General features: G+C 62.4%; 21 protein-coding genes. 10 read left to right on the top strand and 11 right to left on the bottom strand.

Annotated features, from left to right (window positions below):
• The first annotated feature begins 5 nt into the window (after positions 1-5).
• The 3 genes from ATI14_RS23435 to metC all read left to right on the top strand — a co-directional run bounded on the left by ATI14_RS23435 (position 6) and on the right by metC (position 4,094).
• A complete protein-coding gene (locus tag ATI14_RS23435) occupies positions 6-602 on the top strand; it encodes a cysteine dioxygenase family protein (protein WP_016969410.1) in 597 nt (198 codons plus the stop codon).
• Positions 603-719: 117 nt separating this feature from the next.
• Entirely contained in the window at positions 720-1,367 is a 648-nt protein-coding gene (locus ATI14_RS23430; RefSeq protein WP_016969409.1) for a glutathione S-transferase family protein, read from the top strand.
• Between the two features lie 27 nt (positions 1,368-1,394).
• Positions 1,395-4,094: a cystathionine beta-lyase gene (gene metC, locus ATI14_RS23425; protein WP_080520559.1), complete on the top strand. Its 2,700-nt coding sequence runs from the start codon at positions 1,395-1,397 to the stop codon at positions 4,092-4,094.
• Positions 4,095-4,135: 41 nt separating this feature from the next.
• On the opposite strand, the gene ATI14_RS23420 is transcribed toward metC, so the two are convergent.
• The 6 genes from ATI14_RS23420 to ATI14_RS23395 all read right to left on the bottom strand — a co-directional run bounded on the left by ATI14_RS23420 (position 4,136) and on the right by ATI14_RS23395 (position 10,251).
• On the bottom strand, positions 4,136-5,212 hold the full coding sequence (locus ATI14_RS23420) for a nucleoside hydrolase (protein WP_016969408.1): 1,077 nt from the start codon (positions 5,210-5,212) through the stop codon (positions 4,136-4,138).
• Between the two features lie 27 nt (positions 5,213-5,239).
• Positions 5,240-6,550 (bottom strand): MFS transporter, encoded by a 1,311-nt coding sequence (locus ATI14_RS23415; protein ID WP_016969407.1) that lies wholly within the window; start codon positions 6,548-6,550, stop codon positions 5,240-5,242.
• A 281-nt stretch (positions 6,551-6,831) separates the two neighbouring features.
• Positions 6,832-7,464: an N-carbamoylsarcosine amidohydrolase gene (locus tag ATI14_RS23410; protein ID WP_016969406.1), complete on the bottom strand. Its 633-nt coding sequence runs from the start codon at positions 7,462-7,464 to the stop codon at positions 6,832-6,834.
• Positions 7,465-7,556: 92 nt separating this feature from the next.
• Positions 7,557-8,309: a maleate cis-trans isomerase family protein gene (locus ATI14_RS23405; RefSeq protein ID WP_016969405.1), complete on the bottom strand. Its 753-nt coding sequence runs from the start codon at positions 8,307-8,309 to the stop codon at positions 7,557-7,559.
• 14 nt (positions 8,310-8,323) lie between these two features.
• Positions 8,324-9,121 carry an alpha/beta fold hydrolase gene (locus ATI14_RS23400; protein ID WP_016969404.1) on the bottom strand — a complete coding sequence of 266 codons (798 nt, stop codon included), beginning with the start codon at positions 9,119-9,121 and terminating at the stop codon, positions 8,324-8,326.
• Positions 9,118-10,251 (bottom strand): FAD-dependent monooxygenase, encoded by a 1,134-nt coding sequence (locus ATI14_RS23395; RefSeq protein ID WP_016969403.1) that lies wholly within the window; start codon positions 10,249-10,251, stop codon positions 9,118-9,120. The genes ATI14_RS23400 and ATI14_RS23395 overlap by 4 nt, the downstream gene beginning before the upstream one ends.
• A gap of 307 nt (positions 10,252-10,558) precedes the next feature.
• Here ATI14_RS23395 and ATI14_RS23390 point away from each other — a divergent pair, with 307 nt between their 5' ends.
• The 4 genes from ATI14_RS23390 to ATI14_RS23375 all read left to right on the top strand — a co-directional run bounded on the left by ATI14_RS23390 (position 10,559) and on the right by ATI14_RS23375 (position 16,370).
• Positions 10,559-11,611: a 2,5-dihydroxypyridine 5,6-dioxygenase gene (locus ATI14_RS23390; RefSeq protein WP_016969402.1), complete on the top strand. Its 1,053-nt coding sequence runs from the start codon at positions 10,559-10,561 to the stop codon at positions 11,609-11,611.
• Between the two features lie 169 nt (positions 11,612-11,780).
• Complete coding sequence (locus ATI14_RS23385; RefSeq protein WP_016969401.1) at positions 11,781-12,215, top strand: MarR family winged helix-turn-helix transcriptional regulator; 435 nt, start codon at positions 11,781-11,783, stop codon at positions 12,213-12,215.
• Between the two features lie 142 nt (positions 12,216-12,357).
• Positions 12,358-12,849 (top strand): (2Fe-2S)-binding protein, encoded by a 492-nt coding sequence (locus ATI14_RS23380; RefSeq protein WP_016969400.1) that lies wholly within the window; start codon positions 12,358-12,360, stop codon positions 12,847-12,849.
• Positions 12,846-16,370, top strand: coding sequence for a molybdopterin cofactor-binding domain-containing protein (locus ATI14_RS23375; protein WP_080520558.1), 3,525 nt, complete (start codon positions 12,846-12,848; stop codon positions 16,368-16,370). Before ATI14_RS23380 ends, ATI14_RS23375 begins: the two co-directional genes overlap by 4 nt.
• Positions 16,371-16,393: 23 nt before the next feature.
• Here ATI14_RS23375 and ATI14_RS23370 read toward each other — a convergent pair whose 3' ends face one another.
• Positions 16,394-17,035 carry a TetR/AcrR family transcriptional regulator gene (locus ATI14_RS23370; RefSeq protein ID WP_016969398.1) on the bottom strand — a complete coding sequence of 214 codons (642 nt, stop codon included), beginning with the start codon at positions 17,033-17,035 and terminating at the stop codon, positions 16,394-16,396.
• 160 nt (positions 17,036-17,195) lie between these two features.
• Between ATI14_RS23370 and ggt the strand changes: the two genes are divergently transcribed.
• Positions 17,196-18,920: a gamma-glutamyltransferase gene (gene ggt / locus ATI14_RS23365; RefSeq protein WP_016969397.1), complete on the top strand. Its 1,725-nt coding sequence runs from the start codon at positions 17,196-17,198 to the stop codon at positions 18,918-18,920.
• Between the two features lie 59 nt (positions 18,921-18,979).
• Here ggt and ATI14_RS23360 read toward each other — a convergent pair whose 3' ends face one another.
• Both ATI14_RS23360 and pnuC read right to left on the bottom strand, forming a co-directional pair.
• A complete protein-coding gene (locus tag ATI14_RS23360; RefSeq protein WP_016969396.1) occupies positions 18,980-19,504 on the bottom strand; it encodes an AAA family ATPase in 525 nt (174 codons plus the stop codon).
• A complete protein-coding gene (gene pnuC / locus ATI14_RS23355; protein WP_080520557.1) occupies positions 19,501-20,064 on the bottom strand; it encodes a nicotinamide riboside transporter PnuC in 564 nt (187 codons plus the stop codon). The genes ATI14_RS23360 and pnuC overlap by 4 nt, the downstream gene beginning before the upstream one ends.
• A gap of 314 nt (positions 20,065-20,378) precedes the next feature.
• On the opposite strand from pnuC, the gene ATI14_RS23350 reads away from it, so the two are divergent.
• Together ATI14_RS23350 and ATI14_RS23345 are read left to right on the top strand one after the other, a co-directional pair.
• Positions 20,379-21,209, top strand: coding sequence for an undecaprenyl-diphosphate phosphatase (locus tag ATI14_RS23350; protein WP_016970869.1), 831 nt, complete (start codon positions 20,379-20,381; stop codon positions 21,207-21,209).
• Positions 21,206-21,589, top strand: a complete 384-nt coding sequence (locus ATI14_RS23345) for a DUF1294 domain-containing protein (RefSeq protein ID WP_016970868.1) — start codon at positions 21,206-21,208, stop codon at positions 21,587-21,589. The genes ATI14_RS23350 and ATI14_RS23345 overlap by 4 nt, the downstream gene beginning before the upstream one ends.
• Here ATI14_RS23345 and ATI14_RS23340 read toward each other — a convergent pair.
• The gene (locus ATI14_RS23340; protein WP_016970867.1) at positions 21,578-21,934 is read right to left on the bottom strand and encodes an MmcQ/YjbR family DNA-binding protein; all 357 of its coding nucleotides are present in this window, start codon (positions 21,932-21,934) and stop codon (positions 21,578-21,580) included. The genes ATI14_RS23345 and ATI14_RS23340 overlap by 12 nt on opposite strands.
• On the bottom strand, positions 21,931-22,839 hold the full coding sequence (locus tag ATI14_RS23335; protein WP_016970866.1) for a LysR substrate-binding domain-containing protein: 909 nt from the start codon (positions 22,837-22,839) through the stop codon (positions 21,931-21,933). The genes ATI14_RS23340 and ATI14_RS23335 overlap by 4 nt, the downstream gene beginning before the upstream one ends.
• Between the last annotated feature and the right edge of the window lie 137 nt (positions 22,840-22,976).

Genomic DNA, 22,976 nt, shown 5'->3' with positions numbered 1-22,976 from the left:
GCGTGATGAGTACCGAAAACCGTGCCGACGTGATCGAGGCATTCCTGCAGCAGATCCGCGTCATTAACCAGCGTGGCGTAGACCGTGCGGCCCTGGTGGAAATCGTCGGCCTGCTGGAAACCCTGGCCGAGCGCCGCGACCTGTTCAACTTCGACGAATTCCCCGCGCCGGTGCCGGGGCAGGGCAGCACCGCGTTTCGTTATCGCCTGAACGACGACGGTGACACGCCGACCCTCTACCTCAACTCGTTGCTGCCGGGCAAAAGCACCATCGCTCACAACCACGAGACCTGGGCAATCATCAGCGCCATCGAGGGGCAGGAAATCAACTACGTCTACGCGCGCAATGATGAAGGGCGCGAGCCGGGCTTCACCACCCTGACCCTTGAGAAGGAAGTGATTGTGCAGCCAGGCACGTCGATCTCGTTCCTGGGCGAAGACCTGCATGGCATCAAGGTTGAGGGGGAGCAGGCGACCTTGCATTTTCACCTCTACGGTTTGCCGCTGGAATCATTGAACGGCCGGTACGGCGTGGAAGCGGACGGCCGCATCCTCAACTACAACGCCTCGCAAATGGCGCCGTCGATCAAGGCCTACGCCTGACACAACACTGACCAATGTGGGAGCTGGCTTGCCTGCGATAGCGGTGTGTCAGTCACCACCGCTATCGCAGGCAAGCCAGCTCCCACAGGTTTAGCCGTGTTCGTCCAAGGGGTTTTTATGATTGATCTGTATTACTGGCCCACGGGCAATGGTTTGAAAGTCGGCATCCTGCTGGAAGAGCTTGGCCTTGAATACCGCCTGCTGCCGGTGAACATCCGCGAAGGCGAGCAGAAGCAGGCCGAGTTCCAGCGCATCAGCGCCAACGGGCGGATTCCAGCGATTGTTGACCGTCGCGCAGGCACGCCACTGAGCCTGTTTGAGTCCGGCGCGATTCTCAACTTCCTGGCCGACAGCGCCGGACGGTTTTTGCCGCCCGCTGGCAGCGTGGAGCGGCAAAAGGTGCAGGAATGGCTGTTCTGGCAAGTCGGGCATATCACGCCCTATCTCAGCCAGTTGCAGGTATTCAAGGAGAAGGCGCCCGAGCCGATCCCGTTTGCCCTTGACCTGCTGAACGCCGAAGCCACGCGCCTGTACGGCGTACTGGAGCAACGCCTGGCCGAGGTGCCGTACGTGGCGGGTGAATACTCGGTGGCCGACATCGCAATTTTTCCGTGGATTCAGCCGCAACGCCAAGGCCAGGACCTGGCGAGCTACCCGCACATCCACGCGTGGCGCGAGCGCATCAAGGCAAGGCCGGCGGTGCAGCGTGCCTACGCCAAGGGCCGCGAAGTAGCACCCGGCGAGCGCTCTTTGGCGTTGCAGTAACCCTTTTCTAACTTTGTTGGGACTTCCATGAGCCAGACCATCACCCCAAGTCAACTGCAGCAATGGCTGTTCGACGGGCAGGAAATCGCCGTGTTCGACGTGCGCGAGCACGGGCAATACGGTGAAGCCCACCTGTTTCACGGGGTGAACCTGCCCTATAGCCGCCTGGAGCTGGAGGTACGCCGCCTGGCGCCCAACCCGCAGGTCCGTCTGGTGATTTACGACCAGGACGGCGGTGAAGTGGCGGCGCGCGCGGCCGAGCGTTTGCACACCCTGGGTTACAGCCTCATGCACGTGCTGGAAGGTGGCGCGGATGGCTGGCAGGCCGCTGGCTTGCAGTTGTTCGCCGGGGTGCATGTGCCGTCCAAGGCCTTTGGCGAGTTGGTGGAAGAAGCCAGCCACACGCCCCACATCACCGCGCGGCAATTGGCCGAGTGGCAGGCCCGTGGCGAACCGCACGTGTTGCTGGATGGCCGGCCCTTCGATGAGTACCGCAAGATGACCATTCCCGGTTCCATCTGCTGCCCGAATGGCGAACTGGGCTACCGCGTGCATGATCTGGTGCCGGATGACCGCACGCCCATCGTGGTCAACTGCGCCGGACGCACGCGCAGCATCATCGGCGCGCAGACGCTGATCAACCTGGGCTTGAAGAACCCGATCTACGCGCTGGAAAACGGCACTCAGGGCTGGTACCTGGAAGACTTCAAACTGGAGCACGGCAGTACGCGGCGTTATGCCGAGCAGGTCAGCACTGACCTGGCTGAGCAGCGGCTGGCCGCCCGGCAACTGGCTGAGCGGGCAGGGGTGGTGAATGTCTCGGCGGATCAGGTGCGCCAGTGGGCCGGCGACGCCCAGCGCAGCCTGTTTCTGTGCGACGTGCGCACCGCCGAAGAGTTTGCGCTGGGCACGTTGCCAGGCGCGCAACACACGCCGGGCGGGCAGTTGATCCAGTCCACCGACCTGTATATCGGCGTGCGCCAGGCGCGGGTGGTGCTGGTGGACAGTGACGGCGTGCGTGCGCCGATTGTGGCCAGTTGGTTGCGCCAGTTGGGGCATGAGGCCTATGTATTGCGCGGCGGCATTGCCAGCGGCCTTGCATTGCCGGTGTTGCAGCCGGTGGCGTATGCGCCGTTGCCACTGATCAGCGCCCAGGCGCTTGCGCTGGAGTTGAACGATGTCAACCTGGTCGACTTGCGCCCGAGCATGGTGTTTCGCAAGGGGCACATTCCGGGTTCGCAGTGGTCGATTCGCTCATTGCTTAACACCGATCATCGCCCGTTGGTGCTGGTGGCGGACGATCCGGCGCTGGCTGCTTTTGCTGCCGAAGGGCTGGATGCGAGGCTGTTGGACGGCAGTTTTGCCGCCTGGGCTGCGGCTGGCCTGCCCGTCATCGAAGACGCGCAAACCCCGCCAGACGCGCAGTGCATCGACTTTCTGTTCTTCACCCACGACCGCCACAGCGGCAACAAGGACGCCGCGCGCCAGTATCTGGCCTGGGAAATCGGCCTGCTGGCGCAGATGAGCGAGGCGGAAATCGCCAGCCTCAAGCCGCTGACGGCTCCGTCGCGGGTACGCACCCGGTTGATCCACGCTGCGCGCACCGAAAAAGGCCAGGGCGGCCGCGCGGTCAACGTGCCGGTGACGCGCCTGAGCACGGTGCTGTTCGATAACCTTGCGCAAATGCGCGACGCCCGTGCCCGCCGTGACAGCGAGCGCGTGCTCAGTTACGGCGCGCGCGGCAACCCGACGTCCCATGCGCTGGAAGACCTGGTGACCGAACTGGAAGGTGGCTATCGCACGCGCCTTTACGGTACCGGCCTCGCGGCGGCGGCCCAGGTGTGCCTGGCGTATCTGCGCCCCGGCGACCATGTGCTGATCACCGACGCGGTGTATTCGCCGGTGCGCAAACTGGCCCTGGAATTCCTCGAGCCCTTCGGCATCGAAGTCAGCTATTTCGCACCGGACGGTCAGGGGCTGGAAGCGCAGTTGCAGGCCAACACCAAACTGGTCTACGCCGAAGTGCCGGGCTCGCTGCTGTATGAACTGTGTGATTTGCCTGCGATGGCGGCGCTGTGCAAGCCGCGCAATATTCTGCTGGCGGTCGACAACACCTGGGGCTCAGGCTACCTGTACCGCCCGCTGGCGTTGGGCGCGGACATTTCCATCATGGCCCTGACCAAGTACCTCGGCGGCCACAGCGACGTGATGATGGGCAGCGTGAGCACCACCGAAGCAGCCTGGCCGGCGCTGGGCCGGATGAGCGACACCTTCGGCAATGCCGTGAGTGCCGACGACGCATACCTGATTCTGCGCGGTGCACGCACCCTGGCGCCCAGGCTGGATGTGCATGAGCGTCAGGCGGTCGAAATCGCCCAATGGTTGCAGGCGCAACCTCAGGTCAAGCGCGTGTTCCACCCGGCCTTGCCCGGGCATCCGGGGCATGCGCTGTGGCGTCGGGATTTCACCGGCAGCAATGGCTTGTTGTCGTTTGAACTGAGCAGCCTTGACCCGGCCTGGCTCGAACGCTTTATCGACGGTTTGCAGGTGTTTGGGTTGGGCGCTTCGTGGGGTGGCTATGAAAGCCTGGTTACCGTGGCGGATACCAGGGATCGTGAGAGCGCGGCGGACAGGGCGTTGAACCCGGTGGTGCGCCTGCATATCGGCCTGGAGGATGTGGCGACGCTGATCGAGGATCTGCAGCGCGGGTTTGCCCTGGCGGACTGAGTGAAGATCGCTCCCACAGCCCGTGGGAGCGATCAACACTGTCAGTGTTTGACGGGGGTTGGCAGCGTCACGAGGTTGACGTAGCCGTCCCAGAATTTCTTCTGGTCCACGCCGAATACTACCTTGGCTTTCTGCGTACCCACCGGCGCGCCTTTCTTGTAGCCCAGCGCACGGCCGTAGTCGGCGCCGAAGGTGGCATCCACATCCACCCACAAGTCACGAGACTCGGTGACGATCTGCGGGCTGACCAAAAACAACGCCGGCAAGCTGTCCCAGGTGAAGCTGTGGTAGCCCGGGTCCTTGTCGAACAGTGGCCCGAACTCATGCTTGTACAGGTCGGCTATCGCGCCTTTCTGTGCAATCACGCGCTGGTACACCGACTTGTCGAAGGTGACTTTCTCGCACACGTCGTTGGGGAAAATCACGTGTTCGATCGGCGAGCGCAACACGATCTTCGCGGCCTCCGGGTCGAACCACCAGTTGAATTCCGCCGCCGGCGTGGTGTTGCCCGGAATCTCCAGGGCGCCCCCCATGTACACGATGCGCTTGATCAGCGGCACGATGTCCGGCGCCGAACGAATGGCCAGGGCGATGTTGGTCAACGGGCCGACTGCCAGAATCGTCACCTGATGGGGGTTGGCGCGCACGCTTTGCACGATGAACTGCGCGGCAGTTTCGCTGCGCAATTGGGTATGAGTGGCCAGGCCATCCGGTGGCGCGATCAACTGCGACGGTGAAGTAGGGCGGGGGTTTTTGAACGCCCCCGGCCAGCCCACGCCGAACAGGGTTTTTTCTGCCTCATAGGTGGCGAAGTCATGCAACAGCGGGTAGGCGGCGCCGGAATAGACGCCCACCTCTTTCTCCACGCCCATGCGTTCCACGGCCTTGAGGGCGTCAACCTGTTCCTGGTCAACCCAGGCGTTGCCGCTGACCAGGGTCATGCCCAGCAGCTCGATGCGTTTTTGCGCATGCAGCTGGGCGAGCATGATGAAGGCCTGGCCGTCATCGTTGAGCACGTTGAAGTCGGTGTCGAAAATGACTTTCTCAGCCGCTTGCGCCGTGCCTGCACACAGGCCGACGGCGACAAGCAGCGCACAGCTTTTCAGGAAGCCTTGCATGGTGATTCATCCGAAAAATTATTGTTGTTAACGGTTCACCAGTTTCGCCGGCAAGGCGATGACCAGGAAGCTGCTGAGGATCAGGCAGCCGGCGAAAAACCACAAGGCACCGGCGCTGCTGCCTGTGACATCGATCGCAACCCCCATCAACGAATTACTCACCAAGCCGGCAATGTTGGCCACCGAACAGGCCAGGGCAAAGCCCGTGGCGGCGGCGGTACCTTTGAGGAAGGTGGCCGGCAGGCTGAAAAACACCGGCACCGCGCCGATGATGGCGGCCGAGGCAATCGCGAACAGCGCCACGGTGGCGGCCACGTTATGGGTAAAGAACGTGCTGGTGGCCATGGCGGCTGCGCCGATGAAAAACGGCACGATGATGTGCCAGCGACGCTCGCGGTGTTTGTCGGAGCTGGCGCCGATCAGCAGCATGCCCAGCAACGCGGCGATGCTGGGCAGGGCCGTGAGCACGCCGATGTGGAAGGTGTCGGTGACCCCGGCATTGCGGATGAAGGTCGGCATCCAGAAGCCCATGGCATAGGCGCTGAGCAGGATCGAGAAGTCGATGCCGCCGAGCATCCACACCTTGAGGTTGAAGAATCCGTCGCGGAAGCTGTGCTTGCTGCCGGTGGCGTCGGCTTCGTCCTTGCGCAGCTCGCTTTCCAGCAGGGATTTTTCCTCGGCAGACAGCCATTTGGCCTGCTGATAACTATTGGGCAGCGCCCAGAAGGTCAGCACACCGAGCAGCACGCTGGGCACCGCTTCGATCAGGAACAGCCACTGCCAGCCGCGCAGGCCGCCGACGCTGTCAAAGTGGGCCATGACCCAGCCGGACAGCGGGCCGCCGATCACGCTGGAGAGCGGCAGGCCGATCATGAACAGCGCGATGATCCGCCCGCGCCGGTGGGTGGGGAACCAGGTGGTCAGGTAATACAGAACCCCTGGCAAAAAGCCCGCTTCGGCGGCGCCGAGCAGGAAGCGCAGGATGTAGAACTGGGTGGTGGACGTGACCAGCATGGTGCAGGCCGAGAGCAGGCCCCAGGTGATCATGATGCGCGCGATCCAGATTTTCGCGCCGACCCGCTCCAGCACCAGGTTGCTCGGCACTTCAAAGAGGATGTAGCCAACGAAGAACAGCCCGGCGCCGAGGCCGAACGCGGTTTCGCTGAAGTGCAACTGGTCGAGCATCTGCAACTTGGCGAAGCCGATGTTGATGCGGTCCAGATAGGCTGCCAGGTAGCAGAAACACAGGAACGGAATCAGCTTCCAGGTGATCTTGTGGTAGAGCGTGGTGACGGGGTCTGCGACATGGGTCGCGGGCGCTGCATTCGCAATGGGCATTGGGGTGTCTCCTGGCGGTGACTTATGGTTTTTATACGGCCGCTTTTGTTCCAGCACTTCGGAGTGCTGTAGAAGCGACGTCCAAAGGCAGTGTCAGAAGACTGAGAGCTGCACCGGCTTTCTATTGTGGGAGCTGGCTTGCCTGCGATGAGGGCGTGTCAGGCAACAGGGATGTTGCTGACCCACCGCCATCGCAGGCAAGCCAGCTCCCACCTTTTAACCGGGGGCGGCTCACAGTTTTGCGCAGGACCACGCTCTTTGTCGTGGTTCCCGGTGAATCGTTATGGCTCCCTGAACTTGCTCATCGCCTCCTGCTTGCTCACCACGTCGCCGTACTTGCTGTCGATATCGAACAGGTTGGCTTCATGGGGAGCCGGGTGCCGGTCGCCGACGCATTCGCGCACGACGATGGTGCGAAACCCGTGTTGCACGGCATCCACCGCCGTGGCGCGGATGCAGCCACTGGTGGAGCAGCCGGCCAGTACCACGGTGTCGATGCCCTGGGCGTGCAGCATCGGGGCCAGACTGCTGCCGAAAAACGCACTGGCGTACTGTTTGGTGATCACCACTTCATCGGCCTGGGGCAGCACCTCGGCGCAGAACGCTGCGAGCGGGTTGCCTTCGACCATGTCCTTCATCACCGGGGCCTTCTTGACCCAGATGCCGCCATCGGCGAAATGGCCGGGATGGTAGCGGATATTGGTGTGCACTACCGCAACCCCATGCTCGCGTGCACTGGCCAGCAGCTCGACGCTTTCGGCCACCGCACTGACCACACCCGGCGCGAACAACGGCGCGCCTTCGGTGGTGTAGCCCTGCATGAAATCAATCATCAGCAGCGCAGCCTTTTTGCCGAAGCCGATGCGGTTGCCCCATACGCCCTGGTAGTTGGCGTCGGCGGATTGTTCACTCATCTTCAACTCCTCAATTCTGAACAGTGCACTGGACCTGTGGCGAGCGAGCTTTTTGTGGCGAGCGGGCTTGCCACAGAGGTCTTTTGCACATTTCAGTAAGCACCGGAGAGCAGGGCGCCGGCGCCTGGAACGATGGGCTCCAGGTCCAATGCCTTGAGCATCGCGTAGGTGGTGGCAATGGCGGCGGTCAGCACGGGTTTGCCGGTTTGCGCTTCGACCTTGGCCACCACCGGCAGCGACTGCATCTGCACGCAGGCCGACAGCACGATCACGTCCACGCCTTCGAGGTTCATCCCGGCGACGATGGCCGGCAGGTTGGCGGGGTCGTGGCGCGCCACTTCGAGGTTGTCGGGGATTTCCAGCGCGCGCCAGTCCACCACTTCAAAGCCTTCCTCGCGGATGTAATTGACCACCAGTTCAGTCAGCGGCTTCATGTACGGCGCGACAATGGCGATGCGTTTGGCGCCCATGACTTTCAGGCCTTCGATCAAGGCGCCGGCGCTGGTGATCACCGGGGCGTTGGCGTCGTTGTCGGCGGTGGCCTTGCGCAGGCGTTGCTCGGAATTGCGGTGGTAGCCCAGCCCCATGGCCATGATCGCCACCAGGCACGCATAACCGAGTACATCCACCTTGGCGTCGGACAGCTCGACGGCGCAGCGATCGGACTCGCCGTCCATCGCCGCCAGTTCTTCCTTGCGCACTTGCTTCATGCGCATGCGGCTGGAGTGAAAGGTAAAACGCTCGGGGCGGATGGCCTGGCGTGCGGTGAGCATCGCCGGGATCTCGGTTTCCATGGTGGTGTTGGAGCTCGGCACGATCTGGCCGATGCGGTAAGGCTTGTGCATGGTGGTCTCCGTTCTTATCGGGTGAGAAAGTCGCCGAGGGCGTTGAAAAAGCCGTCGAGGTCGTCCCACGGAATCATGTGTCCGGCGTTCGCGACGCGCGCGACCTGAATGTTCGGTTGCAAGTCCTGGATTTCGGCCACGTCTTCGTCGAGGATCACACCGCCGCGCCCGGCCACCATCAACAGGGCAGGGGCGTTGAGGTGAGGCAGGTCCTGGTGGAAGTCAACGCTGTGGAAGTCATTGAAGGCGCGCACGATGGCGGGCTCATAGCAGGTGTGCAGCCATTCGGCGCGCAGCTGCAGTTGCTCTTCGGTCCAGGTGGCGCAGAAGGCGCGCATCGCCTCTGCATCCATGCCGATCAGCGACTGGCGGATCGAGTCGACGTACCACGGCAGCTTGCTCGGGTATTCGCGTCGGCCAGGGCCTGAAACAGGCGGGTCGATCAGCACCACGCGGTTGACGCCCCGGGGGTGCTTGACGGCGCTGCGCACGGCAAACCGGGCGCCCATGGAATGGCCCATCAGGTGGTAATGGTCGAGGCCGAGTGCCTCGGCAAACGCGCCGATGTCATCGGCGCAGGTGTCAGCGCTGTAATCCAGTTCCGGGCCGGTCGACGACAAGCCGCGGCCGCGCACATCCAGCACATAGGTGTCGAACTGCACGCCCAGGCGTTCGGCGACAAAGCCCCAGGTGATCGCCGGGCTGGTGATGCCCGGAATCAGGATCAGTGCCGGGCCTTTGCCGCCGTAGCGCAGGTAGTGCTGGCGAATGCCGTTGGCTTGCACGTTGCCGCCATACAGAAAGGTGCTCACGCGGCCACCCCCGACTTCAGTTGCTGGGCGTACAGGTCGTAGCCATAAACCCAATCCGGATCTTCCTGGGTGCGCAGCCAGGTGTTGGCGTTGGACACGGCCTGAACGCGGGAGGCGCGCTCCTTGCGGTTGGCTTCGTAGAGCTGAAAGGCGGTGCGGTAATCGCTGATGCCGGTTTCCTGCAGGCACCGGGTGAGCATGGCGGCGTCTTCGATGGCCATGCCGGCGCCCTGGGCCATGTGCGGTTTCATCGGGTGGCAGGCATCGCCCAACAATACCAGGCGGCCACGGCTCCACAGCGGCAGCGGGTTGCGGTTGCGCAGCGGCCATTTGGTCACGCTTTCGGTGGATTCGATCAGCGCCTGCACGGTGGGGTGGTAGCCCTTGAAGGCGTCGAACATCTCCTCGCGACTGCTGTCGACGAAGGCGCCCTGGAAATCCCATTCGGCATGGGGCACGCCGGTCACGTAGTAGTACTCGTCGCGCTTGCCGGTGGTGTAGTAGACCATCATGTGGCGGTCTTCGGTCCACCACTTGATGCAGTCTTCAAACTTCAAATCGTACTTGGCCAACTGGTCGCCGCGGATCAGCGCACGGTGCGCGACCCAGCCGCTGTACAGCGGTTTTTCCACCCCCAGCAGTTCCTCGCGGATCTTGGAGTTGATGCCGTCGGCGCCGATCACGATGTCGGCGTAGGTCACCTGGCCGTCAGCGAAGGTCAGGCGCACTTGGGTGTCGGTCTCTTCGAGGGTTTCCAGGCGCTTGTTGAAATGCAGGGTGCCCGGCTTGAGGGTGGACATCTGCAGGGCATGCAGGTCGCCACGGTGCACGGTGATGTAGGACGCGCCGTAGCCGGTCAGGGGGATGCGTGAGAGGTAGTCGCCCGTTTCACCGCAACGGCTGAACCAGTGCTCGGGGTGCGAGCCCATCAGGTCCAACTGTTTTTCGATGCCCATGCGGCGGAAGATTTTCATGATGTTGGGCCCCATGTGGATCCCCGCGCCCAGCCGGGAGAACTCCGGCGCCTGCTCGTAGATATCCACGTCAAAGCCGGCTTGTTGCAGCAGGGTGGCGGCGGCGGCACCGCCAAGGCCGGCACCGACGATGGCGATTTTCTGAGTGCTTCCCATGGGGCGTAATCCTCTCTCTTTTTGATTTTCGGCGGCATCTGTCCGCAAGGTTTTTAAAGTGTATACGCTCATTTTTTGAAATGGGAAGCCCACGATTATAAAATTTATTTTTGACCGTATTTGTCCTGTGTAACGCTGAGTAGCCTTTAAATATTAGGTTTGTGTGGATTGGTAACGTTTTGGCGCGACGCTTGCAGTCCGCATGCAATTCAGGTCTTATCGTCAGTAATTGGCGTATACGCTATAAAAATGCACTAGTGTGAAGCGCGATGCCTGAACTTGGTGCAGCCCCACAGGAGACAGGAAAATGCCGGTAAGCGATTGCGAACTGACCCAGATGTTTGAACACGTGCTGAAGCTGTCGAAGGTCGATCCGACCCAGAGCGTCGCCGTGCTCAAGAGCCATTACTCCGACCCGCGTACCGTGCGCGCCGCCATGGATGCCGCCCAGCGTCTGGGCGCCAAGGTGTACGCGGTGGAGCTGCCGTCGTTCAACCACCCCAAGGCGATGGGCAACGACATGACCGCCTACTGCGGCGACACCGCGTTGACCGGCAACCTCGCGGCCCAGCGCGCGCTCGAAGCCGCCGACCTGATCGTCGACACCATGATGCTGCTGCATTCGCCCGAGCAGGAGCAGATCCTCAAGACCGGCACGCGCATTCTGTTGGCCGTGGAGCCGCCGGAAGTGCTGGCGCGCATGCTGCCGACCGAAGAAGACAAGGTGCGCGTGCTGGCCGCCGAACAGTTGCTGAAAAAGGCGCGCTCGATTCACGTCAAGTCTCGCGCCGGCAGCGATTTTCGCGCGGCGCTGGGGCAATACCCGTCAGTCACCGAATACGGCTTTGCCGATGAACCGGGGCGTTGGGACCACTGGCCCAGCGGCTTTTTGTTCTCCTGGCCCAACGAAGAAACCGCCGAGGGCGTGCTGGTGCTGGATATCGGCGACATTCTGCTGCCGTTCAAGACCTACACCCGCGAAAAGATCACGCTGGAGATTGAGAAGGGCTTTATCACCAAAATCCACGGCGGCTTTGAGGCCGAATACCTGCGCGACTACATGAAGTACTTCAACGACCCCGAGGTGTACGGCATTTCCCATATCGGCTGGGGCCTGCAGCCACGGGCGCAGTGGACGGCCATGGGCCTGCACGACAAAAACGACGGCATGTGCATGGACGCGCGGGCGTTTTACGGCAACTTCCTGTTCTCCACCGGGCCGAATACCGAGGTGGGGGGGACGCGCAAGACGCCGTGCCATATGGACATTCCGTTGCGCAATTGCGATGTGTATCTGGATGACGAGGCGGTGGTGATCGGAGGTGACGTCGTCGCACCGCAGGCCTCCCAGGCACGCTGAAAAGATCGTTCCCACGCTCCGCGTGGGAATGCATCCCGTGACGCTCTGCGTCACCCATGCACCCGAAGGCGGGACGCGGAGCGTCCCAGGCGGCATTCCCACGCGGAGCGTGGGAACGATCATATGAGGTAACATGCTTCTCCATCGCCCACCACCTCCCGAGCCCGCCGTGCCTGATTCCTATGTCTTTTCCGAGCAAGTCGGCCACCTGTTGCGCAAGGCCTACCAGCGCCATCTGGCGATTTTTCAGCAGCATGTCGGCGACTCCCAGCTCACCGCCGTGCAATTCGTCACCCTCTGTGCCCTGCGCGATCACGGTGCAAGTTCATTGACGGAGCTGGTCAAGGCCACCGCCGTCGACCAGGCGACCATTCGCGGTATCGTCGAGCGGCTCAAGGCGAAGGAGCTGATTACCCTGGAGCCGGACCCGCAGGACAAGCGCAAGGTGGTGGTGGACCTGTCTGCCGCCGGTGCCGAGCTCGTCGCGCAAACCGCGCCTCGGGCCGCGCAGATCAGCGAGCTGACCATGAGCAACCTCAACCCGGCCGAGCGGGTGGCGGTGCTGTTTCTGCTACGCAAAATGATCGACGACCCGCAGGAGTAGTCACGGCTGGCACCGTTTTTGCTCTGAGTTGATGTAGCAGGCACTTCACGTATGAAGTGTGTCGCGAGACCCCAGGTCCGCGGCGCTTTTTTTTGATTGTTTCGTGTAGTGGTTACTTCACCAAATGGCACAGGCGAAGCGAATGATCAGCCCGAATATCACGGTGACCCTCGAGGTCAACGGCCAGAAAAGCGATGTCAGCGCCATGGCGGACACCCCGCTGTTACTGGTGTTGCGCAATGATCTGGCACTCAACGGCCCCAAGTATGGCTGCGGCCTGGGGGAGTGTGGTGCCTGCACTGTGATCATCGACGGGGTGGCGGCGCGCTCCTGTGTGTTCCCGCTGGCGGGCGCAGCGGGGCGCCAGATCGTTACCCTTGAAGGCCTCGGCACGCGCCAGGCGCCACACCCGGTGCAGCAAGCCTTTATCGATGAGCAAGCCGCGCAATGCGGCTATTGCCTGAACGGCATGATCATGACGACCAAAGCCTTGCTCGACCGCAACCCCGACCCCAGCGAAGCCCAGATCCGCAATGAGCTCTCGGGCAACCTCTGCCGCTGCGGCACCCATATTGAAATCCTGCGCGCCGTGCTGCGTGCCGCCCGCCTGATGACTGTGGACCCACGACCATGACCGAGACGACGCTTTCCCGTGACCAATGGCTGGCCAAGGCCGGTGTGCTGTTGATCGTCGATGATGTGCTGCCACCGTCGGGCCCGGTGGCCAAGGGCGGTACGCCCACCGTGAAGCCCAGGGAGCTGGGGCTGTTTATCGCGGTGAACGACGATGGACTGGTGTATGCGTTCAATGGCCATGTCGATCTGGGCACCGGCATTCGCACGTCGCTGGCGCAGATCGTCGCCGAGGAACTGGACCTGAACATGGAGCAGGTCAAGATGGTGCTCGGCGACACCGAGCGCGCGCCCAACCAGGGCGCGACCATCGCCAGTGCGACCTTGCAGATTTCCGCCATTCCCTTGCGTAACGCCGCCGCCGAAGCGCGGCGTTTTCTGCTGGCGCGGGCGGCGGGGCGCTGGGGCGTGAGCACCGCCAGCCTCAAGGTCGAAGCCGGCGTTGTTCACGCCGCGGACGGGCGTACCACCACCTATGGCGAACTGGTCAGCGGCCAGCACGATCAATTGCGCATCAGCGGTGATGCGCCGCTCAAAGCCATTGAGGATTACCGCCTGGTGGGCAAGGGCGCGGCGCGGGTGGATATCCCCGGTAAAGCCACCGGTGAGCTGACCTACATCCACGACATGCGCGTGCCCGACATGCTCCACGGCCGGGTGGTGCGCCCGCCGTATGCGGGGCTCGATTGCGGAGATTTTGTGGGCAATAGCCTGCTCAGGGTGGACGAGGCCTCCATTGCGCATATTCCCGGCATCGTCGCCGTGGTGGTGATCCGTGATTTTGTCGGCGTGGTGGCGCTGCGCGAAGAGCAGGCGATCAAGGCTGCCCATGAACTGCAAGTGCACTGGAAGCCCTGGAACAACGCCTTGCCGGACATGAGCGACGTCGAACAGGCCATCCGCGACAACCCCCGGGTGCGGCGCACGGTGCTGGACCAGGGCGCAGTCGATGACGCCCTGGCCAATGCCAGCCAGCGTATGCCGCGCAGTTACCTGTGGCCGTACCAGATGCATGGCTCGATCGGGCCGTCTTGCGGTGTGGCGGACTATTCCCCGTCAGGCAGCCGGGTATGGTCGGGCAGCCAGAACCCGCACCTGTTGCGCGCGGATCTGGCGTGGTTGCTTGAGTGCGATGAGGCACTGATCGACGTGATCCGCATGGAAGCGGCGGGCTGTTACGGGCGCAATTGCGCGGACGATGTATGCGCCGATGCGTTGTTATTGTCCCGCGCCGTGGGCAAACCGGTGCGCGTGCAGTTGACCCGCGAGCAGGAGCACTTGTGGGAACCCAAGGGCACCGCCCAATTGATGGATGTGGACGGCGGGCTGAATGCCGACGGCAGCATCGCCGCCTACGACTTTGAAACCAGCTACCCCTCCAACGGCGCGCCGACCCTGGCGCTGCTGCTGACCGGCCGCGTGGAACCGGTGGCGGCGATGTTCGAAATGGGCGACCGCACTTCGATCCCGCCCTACGACATCGACAATATGCGCGTGACCATCAACGACATGGCTCCCATCGTGCGGGCGTCGTGGATGCGCGGCGTGTCGGCGTTGCCCAACACCTTTGCCCACGAGTCCTATATGGATGAGCTGGCGTTTGCCGCCGGCGTCGACCCGGTGGAATACCGCCTGCGTTACCTCAAGGACGAGCGCGCCATCGACCTGGTGAAATCCACTGCCGAGCGTGCCAACTGGTCGCCGCGCACCGCGCCGATGCAAACCGCCAACGAAGACCATCTGCTGCGCGGTCGCGGCTTTGCCTACGCGCGTTACATCCACAGCAAATTCCCCGGTTTCGGCGCGGCGTGGGCCGCCTGGGTGGCGGATGTGGCCATCGACAAGCAGACCGGCGATGTGTCGGTGACGCGGGTGGTGATCGGTCATGACTCGGGAATGATGATCAACCCGGCGGGTGTACAGCATCAGATTCACGGCAACGTGATCCAGTCCACCAGCCGCGTGCTGAAGGAACGGGTGACCTTTGAAGAATCGACGGTGGCGAGCAAGGAGTGGGGCGGTTATCCGATCCTGACCTTTCCCGAAGTGCCCAAAATCGATGTGCTGATGATGCCGCGCCAGGATCAGCCGCCCATGGGCGCGGGGGAGTCGGCGTCGGTGCCGAGTGCGGCGGCGATTGCCAATGCGATCTATGACGCCACCGGAATACGTTTTCGCGAGCTGCCGATTACCCCGGAACGGGTGCTGGCTGCGCTGAATGCGGGCACGCTGGGCGAGCCGGCCAAATCCCCGGAGAAACGCAAGAAATGGTGGTTTGGCGCATTGTTCGCCACCCTGGGCGCGCTGATGGCGACGGCCTGGCCATTCCACAATGAAATCGCACCGATTGCCCCGCCCGCTGCCGGTACCTGGTCCAAGGCCACCCTGGAGCGCGGGCGCTTATTGGCAGCCGTGGGTGATTGCGCGGTGTGCCACACGGCACCGGGCGGCGCGACCAACGCGGGCGGGCTGGCGATGGAGACGCCGTTCGGCGTGCTGTACAGCAGCAATATCACCCCGGACGTAAAGACCGGTATTGGCGCGTGGTCATACCCGGCCTTTGAGCGGGCGATGCGTGAGGGCATAGGCCGCGATGGGCGCAACCTGTACCCGGCGTTTCCGTACACGGCGTTTCGCAATATCAATGACGCCGACATGCAGGCGCTGTATGCCTACCTGATGAGCCAGGCGCCGGTGAGCCAGGCGCCTACGCCGAATGCCATGCGCTTTCCGTTCAATATCCGGCCGTTGATGGCAGGCTGGAATGCGTTGAATTTAAGGCGCGGCGAAATCACTGTGCAGCCGGAGCGCAGCGAGCAGTGGAACCGCGGCAACTATCTGGTCAATGGCTTGGGGCACTGCGCCGCATGTCATTCGCCGCGCAACCTGATGGGCGCGGAGAAGGGCGGCAAGGCGTTCCTGGCAGGCGGCATGGTCGATGGTTGGGAGGCGCCGGCGTTGAACGGGTTGTCCAAGGCACCGACGCCGTGGACCGAGGATCAATTGTTCACATATTTGAGCACGGGCTATTCGCAGGCCCACGGCGTGGCGGCAGGGCCCATGGGGCCGGTGGTGAGCGAGCTGTCGAAGCTGCCCAAAACCGATATTCGCGCGATGGCGGTGTACCTGGCTTCGCTCAACGGTGATGCGGCGGCCAAAGCTCAAACCGTGGCGGCGAGCGTGCCGAATCCGAATGGCCGCCGTGTTTTTGAAGGTTCATGCAAGGCTTGCCATGCCGATGGCCTGGGGCCGAAGTTATTCGGCGTCAGCCCGTCACTGGCCACCAATACTAATGTGCACAGCGATCGGCCGGATAACTTGATCAAGGTGATCCTGCAAGGCATCAGCAACCCGGCGACCCGGGATCTGGGGTATATGCCGGGGTTCAAGGACAGTTTGTCGAATGGCCAGGTGGCGGATTTGGTGGCGTATCTGCGCGGGCAATTTGCGCCGAATGCGCCGCAGTGGCAGGGCTTGGAGCAGAAGGTGGCGCACCTGCGGGCCAATCCCGGTACCCACTGACACGCCACAGTTTGATTCGGTTTCTACAGTGGCGTAACGCCGCGTATCACCAGGTCGGTGATGAAGGCCAGCCAATCCCGCTGCTGCCCCTTGTCCGCCAGGTCTTCACCCAGAAACGAACTGAGGGTATGGCGGTTGGAGTTATAGAAGTAACAGAGCGAAGCAATCATCAAATACACATGCTTGAGGTCCACATCCTCGCGGAACACGTCTTGGGCCTGGCCTGCTTCAATGATGGGCCGCAGCACGCCCACCGCTTCGCCGGACAACCGGCGCATTTCCCCCGATTGCTGCGCGTGCTTGCCCTGATGCAGGTTCTCGACGCTCAGGATCGCCACGAATTCCGGATGCTTGACGTAGTAGTTCCAGATAAACGCCACCAGGTCGCGCAAGGCCTGCGCGGGTGCGGTGAGGTCGAGCTTGAGCTTGCTTTCGGCTTTGTTGAATTGCTCGTAGATGTGTTCCAGCACGCAGACGAACAGGTGTTCCTTGCTGCCGAAATAGTAATAAAGCATGCGGTCGTTGGAGTCGGCTTCCTTGGAGATGGTGTCGACGCGCCCGCCGGAATAACCGTCGCGGGTGAACACCTTGACTGCCGCCTGCAAGATGCGCGCGCGCGTCTGGTCCGCCTGTTGGGCACGAATGCCGGTCTTCTTGATCACCATGTGAAAGCGCCTTGCACGACAGTCAGGGCGCGAAATATAGCATGGGGTTTTTCGCGTCCGTTCTGTGACCGACAAGTTCTGTAATAAAAACGCCATTGCGCTGGGGCTTGGATCCAGGAAGGGCTATTTTGGTGCGTCTCAATAACTAGAGTAGCCATGGATGAAATACCAACCGTTCAATCGCACATTAATTGCCACTGCGCTGGTCTTGACGGTCAGCGGCGTGCAAGCCGCGTCCCAGGCCCCGGTGGCGGGTGAAAATGGCATGGTGGTGACCGCCCAGCATTTGGCCACTCATGTGGGGGTGGATGTGCTCAAGGCCGGCGGCAACGCGGTGGACGCAGCCGTCGCCGTGGGTTACGCGCTGGCGGTGGTGTACCCGGCTGCCGGTAACCTGGGCGGCGGCGGTTTCATGACCGTGCAACTGGCCGACGGGCGCAAGACCTTCCTCGACTTCCGCGAAAAAGCCCCGCTGGCGGCGACTGCCGACATGTACCTGGACAAGGACGGCAAGGTCATCGACGGCCTGAGCGCCAAGGGCCATCTGGCCGTGGGCGTGCCCGGCACCGTGTCCGGCATGGAGCTGGCCCTGAGCAAATACGGCACCCTCAAGCGTGCGAAGGTGATTGCCCCGGCGATCAAGCTGGCGGAAAACGGCTTTGAGCTGGAGCAGGGGGATATCGACCTGCTGCACACCGCCACCGGCGAGTTTGAAAAAGACAAAGACATGCGCGGCATCTTCCTGCACAACGGCCAGCCGATGCAGGTCGGCCAGAAGCTGGTGCAGAAAGACCTGGCCAAGACCCTCAAGGAAATCTCCGCCAAGGGCAGCGATGGTTTCTATAAAGGTTGGGTGGCCAAGGCACTGGTGGATTCCAGCCAGGCCGGCAAAGGCATCATCACCCAGGCGGACCTGGACAAGTACAAGACCCGTGAACTGGCGCCCATCGAGTGCGATTACCGTGGCTACCACGTCGTCTCGGCGCCGCCTCCGAGCTCCGGTGGCGTGGTGATATGCCAGATCATGAACATCCTCGAAGGCTACCCGATGGCCGATCTGGGCTATCACTCGGCCCAGGGCCTGCACTACCAGATCGAAGCGATGCGCCACGCCTACGTGGACCGTAACAGCTACCTCGGCGACCCGGATTTCGTGAAGAACCCGATTGCCCACCTGCTGGACAAGGACTACGCCGCCAAGTTGCGCGCCGCCATCGAGCCGCAGAAAGCCGGGGATTCCCAAGCGATCAAACCGGGTGTGTCGCCCCATGAAGGCAACAACACCACGCACTATTCCATCGTAGACAAGTGGGGCAACGCGGTATCGGTGACCTACACCCTCAACGACTGGTTCGGCGCGGGTGTGATGGCGAGCAAGACCGGGGTGATCCTCAACGACGAAATGGACGACTTCACCGTCAAGGTCGGAGTGCCGAACATGTACGGGCTGGTGCAGGGCGAAGCCAACGCTATCGCGCCAGGCAAGGCGCCGCTGTCGTCGATGAGCCCGACCATCGTGACCAAGGACGGCAAGGCCGTGATGGTCGTCGGTACGCCGGGCGGCAGCCGCATCATCACCGCCACCTTGCTGACCATCCTCAATGTCATCGACTACAAGATGAACATCCAGGAGGCCGTGGACGCGCCGCGTTTCCACCAGCAATGGATGCCTGAAACCACCAACCTCGAGACCTTCGCGGTCAGCCCCGACACGCAGAAGATCCTCGAAAGCTGGGGTCACAAGTTTGCCGGGCCACAGGATGCCAACCACTTGGCGGCAATCCTGGTGGGCGCTCCGTCGCTGGGTGGCAAGCCGGTCGGCAATAATCGTTTCTACGGCGCCAACGACCCGCGTCGCAACACGGGCCTGTCGTTAGGCTATTAAAGCCTCACACGCTCAAAAATGTGGGAGCGGGCTTGCCCGCTTCCACAGGGTACGTAGGGTTATGGTAGAAACAACTGCGCTACCGCTGTAAACGCTGCCCGCCTGCGCTCATCCCAATCCCCTCGAATCACCACCACCGGCTGCCGGTGTTGTTGCATCCACTCCAGGCTGTCTTGAAAAAAAGCCCGACGGTCCGCCAGGTCCGGTTGGCAGCGCTGGCCGTCGGCGGTCCATTCCACGTCTTCGGGGGACAACAGCAGGTGCAGGTCGTAGTGGCGCGCGAGCAATTCGCTGTCGAGCCAGGCCGGGTAGTCGCCGAACAGGGTCTGGCTCCACAGCTTGTTGGTCAGCAAATGGGTGTCGAGGATCAGCAGCGCAGGCCGTTCGGCGCGGGCCGCATCCTCCCAGGCCAATTGGCCACGGGCGATGGCCGGGATGTCTGCCAGGGTCGTGTCGCGTTGATGGTGGTCGATGAAATACCGCACGTATTCGCCCACCATCCGGCCACCAAAGTGCGCTTGCAGTTCTGCCGCCAGCCAGCTTTTGCCGCTGGATTCGGGCCCGGCCAGTACCACTGTCTTCATGCGTGCAGCGCCGGGTCGGCGCGCCATTCACGCCAGCCCTGCACGGCGATCGCGGTGAACAAGGCATACAGCGCGGCGGTGAGGTACAGACCCTTGTAGAGGAACAGGCCGACGAAGATCACGTCGACCGCAATCCACAACGGCCAGCACTGCACGCGTTTTTGCGCCATCCACATTTGCGCCACCAGGCTGAAGCCGGTGAGGGCCGCGTCGAGCCATGGCTGGGCGGCGTCCGTCCAATGGGCCATGGCGGCGCCGAGCAAGAGGCTGAACACGGCGCCGACCGCCAGGCTGAGCATGATCGCCGGCACGCCGAGGCTGGTCACTTGACGGCCTTGTTTGACGTCGCCGGCACGGGTCCATTGCCACCAGCCGTACACTTGCAGGGCGGCGTAGACCACTTGCAGCAGCATGTCGGAGTAGAGTTTTACGTCGAAAAATACCCAGGTGTAGAGCAACACCATCACCAGGCCAATGGGCCAGCACCAGGGGTTCTGTTTGACCGTCAGCCAGACAGCGATCACCCCCAGGGCGGCGGCGAACAGTTCAAGCCCGGACATGGCGGTTCCTTGGAGGAGTGGGAGAGGGCGGTGATTGTAACCAGAGGTGAGCCATCTTCAAACTGCTGCAGGCCGACTGTTCATCGTCCTGTCACCCCCTGCTTTTTATAATTGTGGGTGCCGCATCGACATTTCCGACTTGTCTGATAGGCTTTCGGCCAATGATCGAAAAGCCTGAGTACTGCCTGATTTTTCACGGAATTTTTGCAGCCCAGCGTTCATCATTCCATGCCTGGCCTTCAGTGCATCTTGCGTCAGTGAACCACTAAAAAAGACTAACGAGGCATGCCGCGCGCGTGACCTTTGGGGGAAACATGGATCTTTGGACCGCCATTCAGGCATTGATACTGGGCGTGGTGGAGGGGCTGACGGAGTTCCTGCCGATCTCCAGCACCGGCCACCAGATTATCGTCGCCGACCTGATCGGTTTCGGTGGCGAACGCTTTGAAGCGTTCAACATCATCATTCAATTGGGCGCGATCCTGGCAGTCGTCTGGGAGTTCCGGCGCAAGATTTTCGACGTGGTGATCGGCTTGCCGACCCAACCCAAGGCTCAGCGTTTTACGCTCAACCTGATCATCGCCGTGCTGCCGGCCATCGTGCTGGGCGTGATTTTCGCCGACCTGATCAAACACTACCTGTTCAATCCGATCACCGTGGCGGCAGCGTTGGTGGTGGGCGGCGTGATCATGTTGTGGGCCGAGCGCCGCCAGCACGCGGTGCATGCCGAGACTGTGGACGAAATCACCTGGAAGGACGCGGTCAAGGTGGGCTTCGCCCAATGCCTGGCGATGATCCCGGGCACGTCGCGTTCCGGCGCCACCATCATTGGCGGTCTGCTGTTCGGCCTGTCGCGCAAGACCGCCACCGAGTTCTCGTTCTTCCTGGCCATGCCGACCATGGTCGGGGCGGCGGTGTATTCGGGCTACAAGTACCGCCACCTGTTTCAGCCAGATGATTTGCCGGTGTTCGCCATCGGCTTTGTGACTTCGTTTGTCTTCGCGATGATTGCCGTCAAGGCCTTGCTCAAGTTCATCGCCAGCCACAGCTATGCGGCATTTGCCTGGTACCGGATTGCGTTCGGCCTGGTAATTCTGGCGACCTGGCAGTTCGGCTGGATCGACTGGTCTGCGGTCAAGCCATGAACATTCAGCACCCGCGCTTGAAGGCGCTGATCTTCGTGTTGCTGTGCGCTGCGCCGCTGCTGGGCTCGGTGCTGCTGTGGCACCGCGGTGAAACGCTGATTCCGCTGGTGGCCTATGGCGTGGTCAGTGTGGTGGCGTTTTTCCTGTATTGGGGGGACAAGCGCAAGGCTCAGACCGACGGCCCGCGTGTACGCGAAAACATCCTGCACGCCGTGGAACTGGCCGGCGGCTGGCCGGGCGCGTTGATCGCCCAGCAAGTGTTTCGTCACAAGACGCGCAAGGTGTCTTACCAGGTGTTGTTCTGGGTGATCGTGCTGCTGCACCAGGTGTTCTGGCTCGATCAGTTGTTTCTGGGCGGCACGTTGCTGTCAGTCCTCTAGCAGCAAGCCGATCTGCGTGCGCTTGGGCAGTTTGCTCACCACCAGCTGGTGGGAACGCTGCAACAGGCCACGCAGTTCTTCGGCACCCAGCGGGTAGGGCGTGTTCATGATCACCCACTGGGCCCGCGCCAGGTACGGCGCCGGGTGAATGCCGGGACGGTCTACGTGGCCGAGGAATAATTCCTTGTCGACCTTGAATGCCAGCGACTCGCCGCGCAGGTTCTGCAGGGCGAACATCTTGTTGCCGGCAATCGAAAACACTCGCACGCCGCCCCATTTATAGTCTTCCCGCGCACCCGGCAGGCTCAGGCAGAACGCGGCCACCTGGGCTTCGGTCATTTTCATAACAAGCGATCTCCGCAGCCGTTGAAGGCTTCTTCCAGGTAGTCGATCCACGCCCGAATGGCCGGCAGCACGCCACGCCGGTGCGGGTACACCGCCTGCAGCCAGCCGCCCGGCGAGGACCATTGCGGCAGCAGTTGCACCAATTGGCCGCTGGCCATTTCCTCTTCGCAATACATCATCGGCAGCACGGTAATGCCCAGGCCCTGCAGGGCGCAGGCTTTGCGTACGATGAAGTCATCGATGCCCAGGCGTGCTTCCAGTGCCAGGTCCTGGGGGTTGCCTTGCGGGTCGATCAGGCGCAAGTGCACCAGGCGGTCGGCCTCCAGCGCGCCGAGCACCGGCAACTGCTTGAGGTCCTCCAGGGTGTTGACCTGCTTGCCTTGCAGCAGCGCGGGGCTGGCGACCAGCAGCGTCTGGGCCTGACGCAGGCGTTTGGTCACCAGCAGCGGGTCTTCGTCGCCCAGCTCTCGCACGCGCAGGGCCACGTCAATGCCTTCGGCGACCAGATCGACGCGGCGGTTGACCAGGGTCATTTCAAGTTGCACCAAAGGGTGGGCCGCCAGAAAGCCTGCGACCATACCCGGCAACATGTGCTGGGCCATACCCACCGGGCAGCTGACGCGCAGCCGTCCACGGGGTTCGCTGGACATGCTGGCCACGGCCTCGTCGGCCATTTCCGCTTCCAGCAGCATCGCCTGGCAATGGCGCAGGTAGCGCTCGCCGACGGCGGTGAGGGTCAATTGACGGGTGGTGCGTTGCAACAGGCGAGCACCGAGGCGTTCTTCCAGCTCGGCGATGCGCCGTGACAACCGTGATTTCGGAATTCCCAGGGTGCGGCCCGCCGCCGCAAAGCCGCCGGCTTCCACGACTTTGGCGAAATAGTAGAGGTCGTTGAGGTCTTGCATGGTCAACCTGTTGTCCTGTCAGTGGGACGAACTATCCGCGTCTGACGGGAGCAAATCCACTACAAATGTAAACGGGTAGAGGCCTGATTGTGGCGAGGGCGTTTGCTCGCATTTTTTTTGGGGGCGCTGCGCACCCC

Source organism: Pseudomonas tolaasii NCPPB 2192 (assembly GCF_002813445.1).
GTDB lineage: Bacteria > Pseudomonadota > Gammaproteobacteria > Pseudomonadales > Pseudomonadaceae > Aquipseudomonas > Aquipseudomonas tolaasii.
Note: the sequence above shows the minus strand (reverse complement) of the source record. Positions and strands in the feature narration are given on the sequence as shown.

Bases quoted from the DNA above. Each gene is read 5' to 3' on its own strand.
- ATI14_RS23435 (WP_016969410.1), top strand. From the start codon at position 6: ATGAGTACCGAAAACCGTGCCGACGTGATCGAGGCATTCCTGCAGCAG.
- ATI14_RS23430 (WP_016969409.1), top strand. From the start codon at position 720: ATGATTGATCTGTATTACTGGCCCACGGGCAATGGTTTGAAAGTCGGC.
- metC (WP_080520559.1), top strand. From the start codon at position 1,395: ATGAGCCAGACCATCACCCCAAGTCAACTGCAGCAATGGCTGTTCGAC.
- ATI14_RS23420 (WP_016969408.1), bottom strand. From the start codon at position 5,212: ATGCAAGGCTTCCTGAAAAGCTGTGCGCTGCTTGTCGCCGTCGGCCTG.
- ATI14_RS23415 (WP_016969407.1), bottom strand. From the start codon at position 6,550: ATGCCCATTGCGAATGCAGCGCCCGCGACCCATGTCGCAGACCCCGTC.
- ATI14_RS23410 (WP_016969406.1), bottom strand. From the start codon at position 7,464: ATGAGTGAACAATCCGCCGACGCCAACTACCAGGGCGTATGGGGCAAC.
- ATI14_RS23405 (WP_016969405.1), bottom strand. From the start codon at position 8,309: ATGCACAAGCCTTACCGCATCGGCCAGATCGTGCCGAGCTCCAACACC.
- ATI14_RS23395 (WP_016969403.1), bottom strand. From the start codon at position 10,251: ATGGGAAGCACTCAGAAAATCGCCATCGTCGGTGCCGGCCTTGGCGGT.
- ATI14_RS23390 (WP_016969402.1), top strand. From the start codon at position 10,559: ATGCCGGTAAGCGATTGCGAACTGACCCAGATGTTTGAACACGTGCTG.
- ATI14_RS23380 (WP_016969400.1), top strand. From the start codon at position 12,358: ATGATCAGCCCGAATATCACGGTGACCCTCGAGGTCAACGGCCAGAAA.
- ATI14_RS23375 (WP_080520558.1), top strand. From the start codon at position 12,846: ATGACCGAGACGACGCTTTCCCGTGACCAATGGCTGGCCAAGGCCGGT.
- ATI14_RS23370 (WP_016969398.1), bottom strand. From the start codon at position 17,035: ATGGTGATCAAGAAGACCGGCATTCGTGCCCAACAGGCGGACCAGACG.
- ggt (WP_016969397.1), top strand. From the start codon at position 17,196: ATGAAATACCAACCGTTCAATCGCACATTAATTGCCACTGCGCTGGTC.
- ATI14_RS23360 (WP_016969396.1), bottom strand. From the start codon at position 19,504: ATGAAGACAGTGGTACTGGCCGGGCCCGAATCCAGCGGCAAAAGCTGG.
- pnuC (WP_080520557.1), bottom strand. From the start codon at position 20,064: ATGTCCGGGCTTGAACTGTTCGCCGCCGCCCTGGGGGTGATCGCTGTC.
- ATI14_RS23350 (WP_016970869.1), top strand. From the start codon at position 20,379: ATGGATCTTTGGACCGCCATTCAGGCATTGATACTGGGCGTGGTGGAG.
- ATI14_RS23345 (WP_016970868.1), top strand. From the start codon at position 21,206: ATGAACATTCAGCACCCGCGCTTGAAGGCGCTGATCTTCGTGTTGCTG.
- ATI14_RS23340 (WP_016970867.1), bottom strand. From the start codon at position 21,934: ATGAAAATGACCGAAGCCCAGGTGGCCGCGTTCTGCCTGAGCCTGCCG.
- ATI14_RS23335 (WP_016970866.1), bottom strand. From the start codon at position 22,839: ATGCAAGACCTCAACGACCTCTACTATTTCGCCAAAGTCGTGGAAGCC.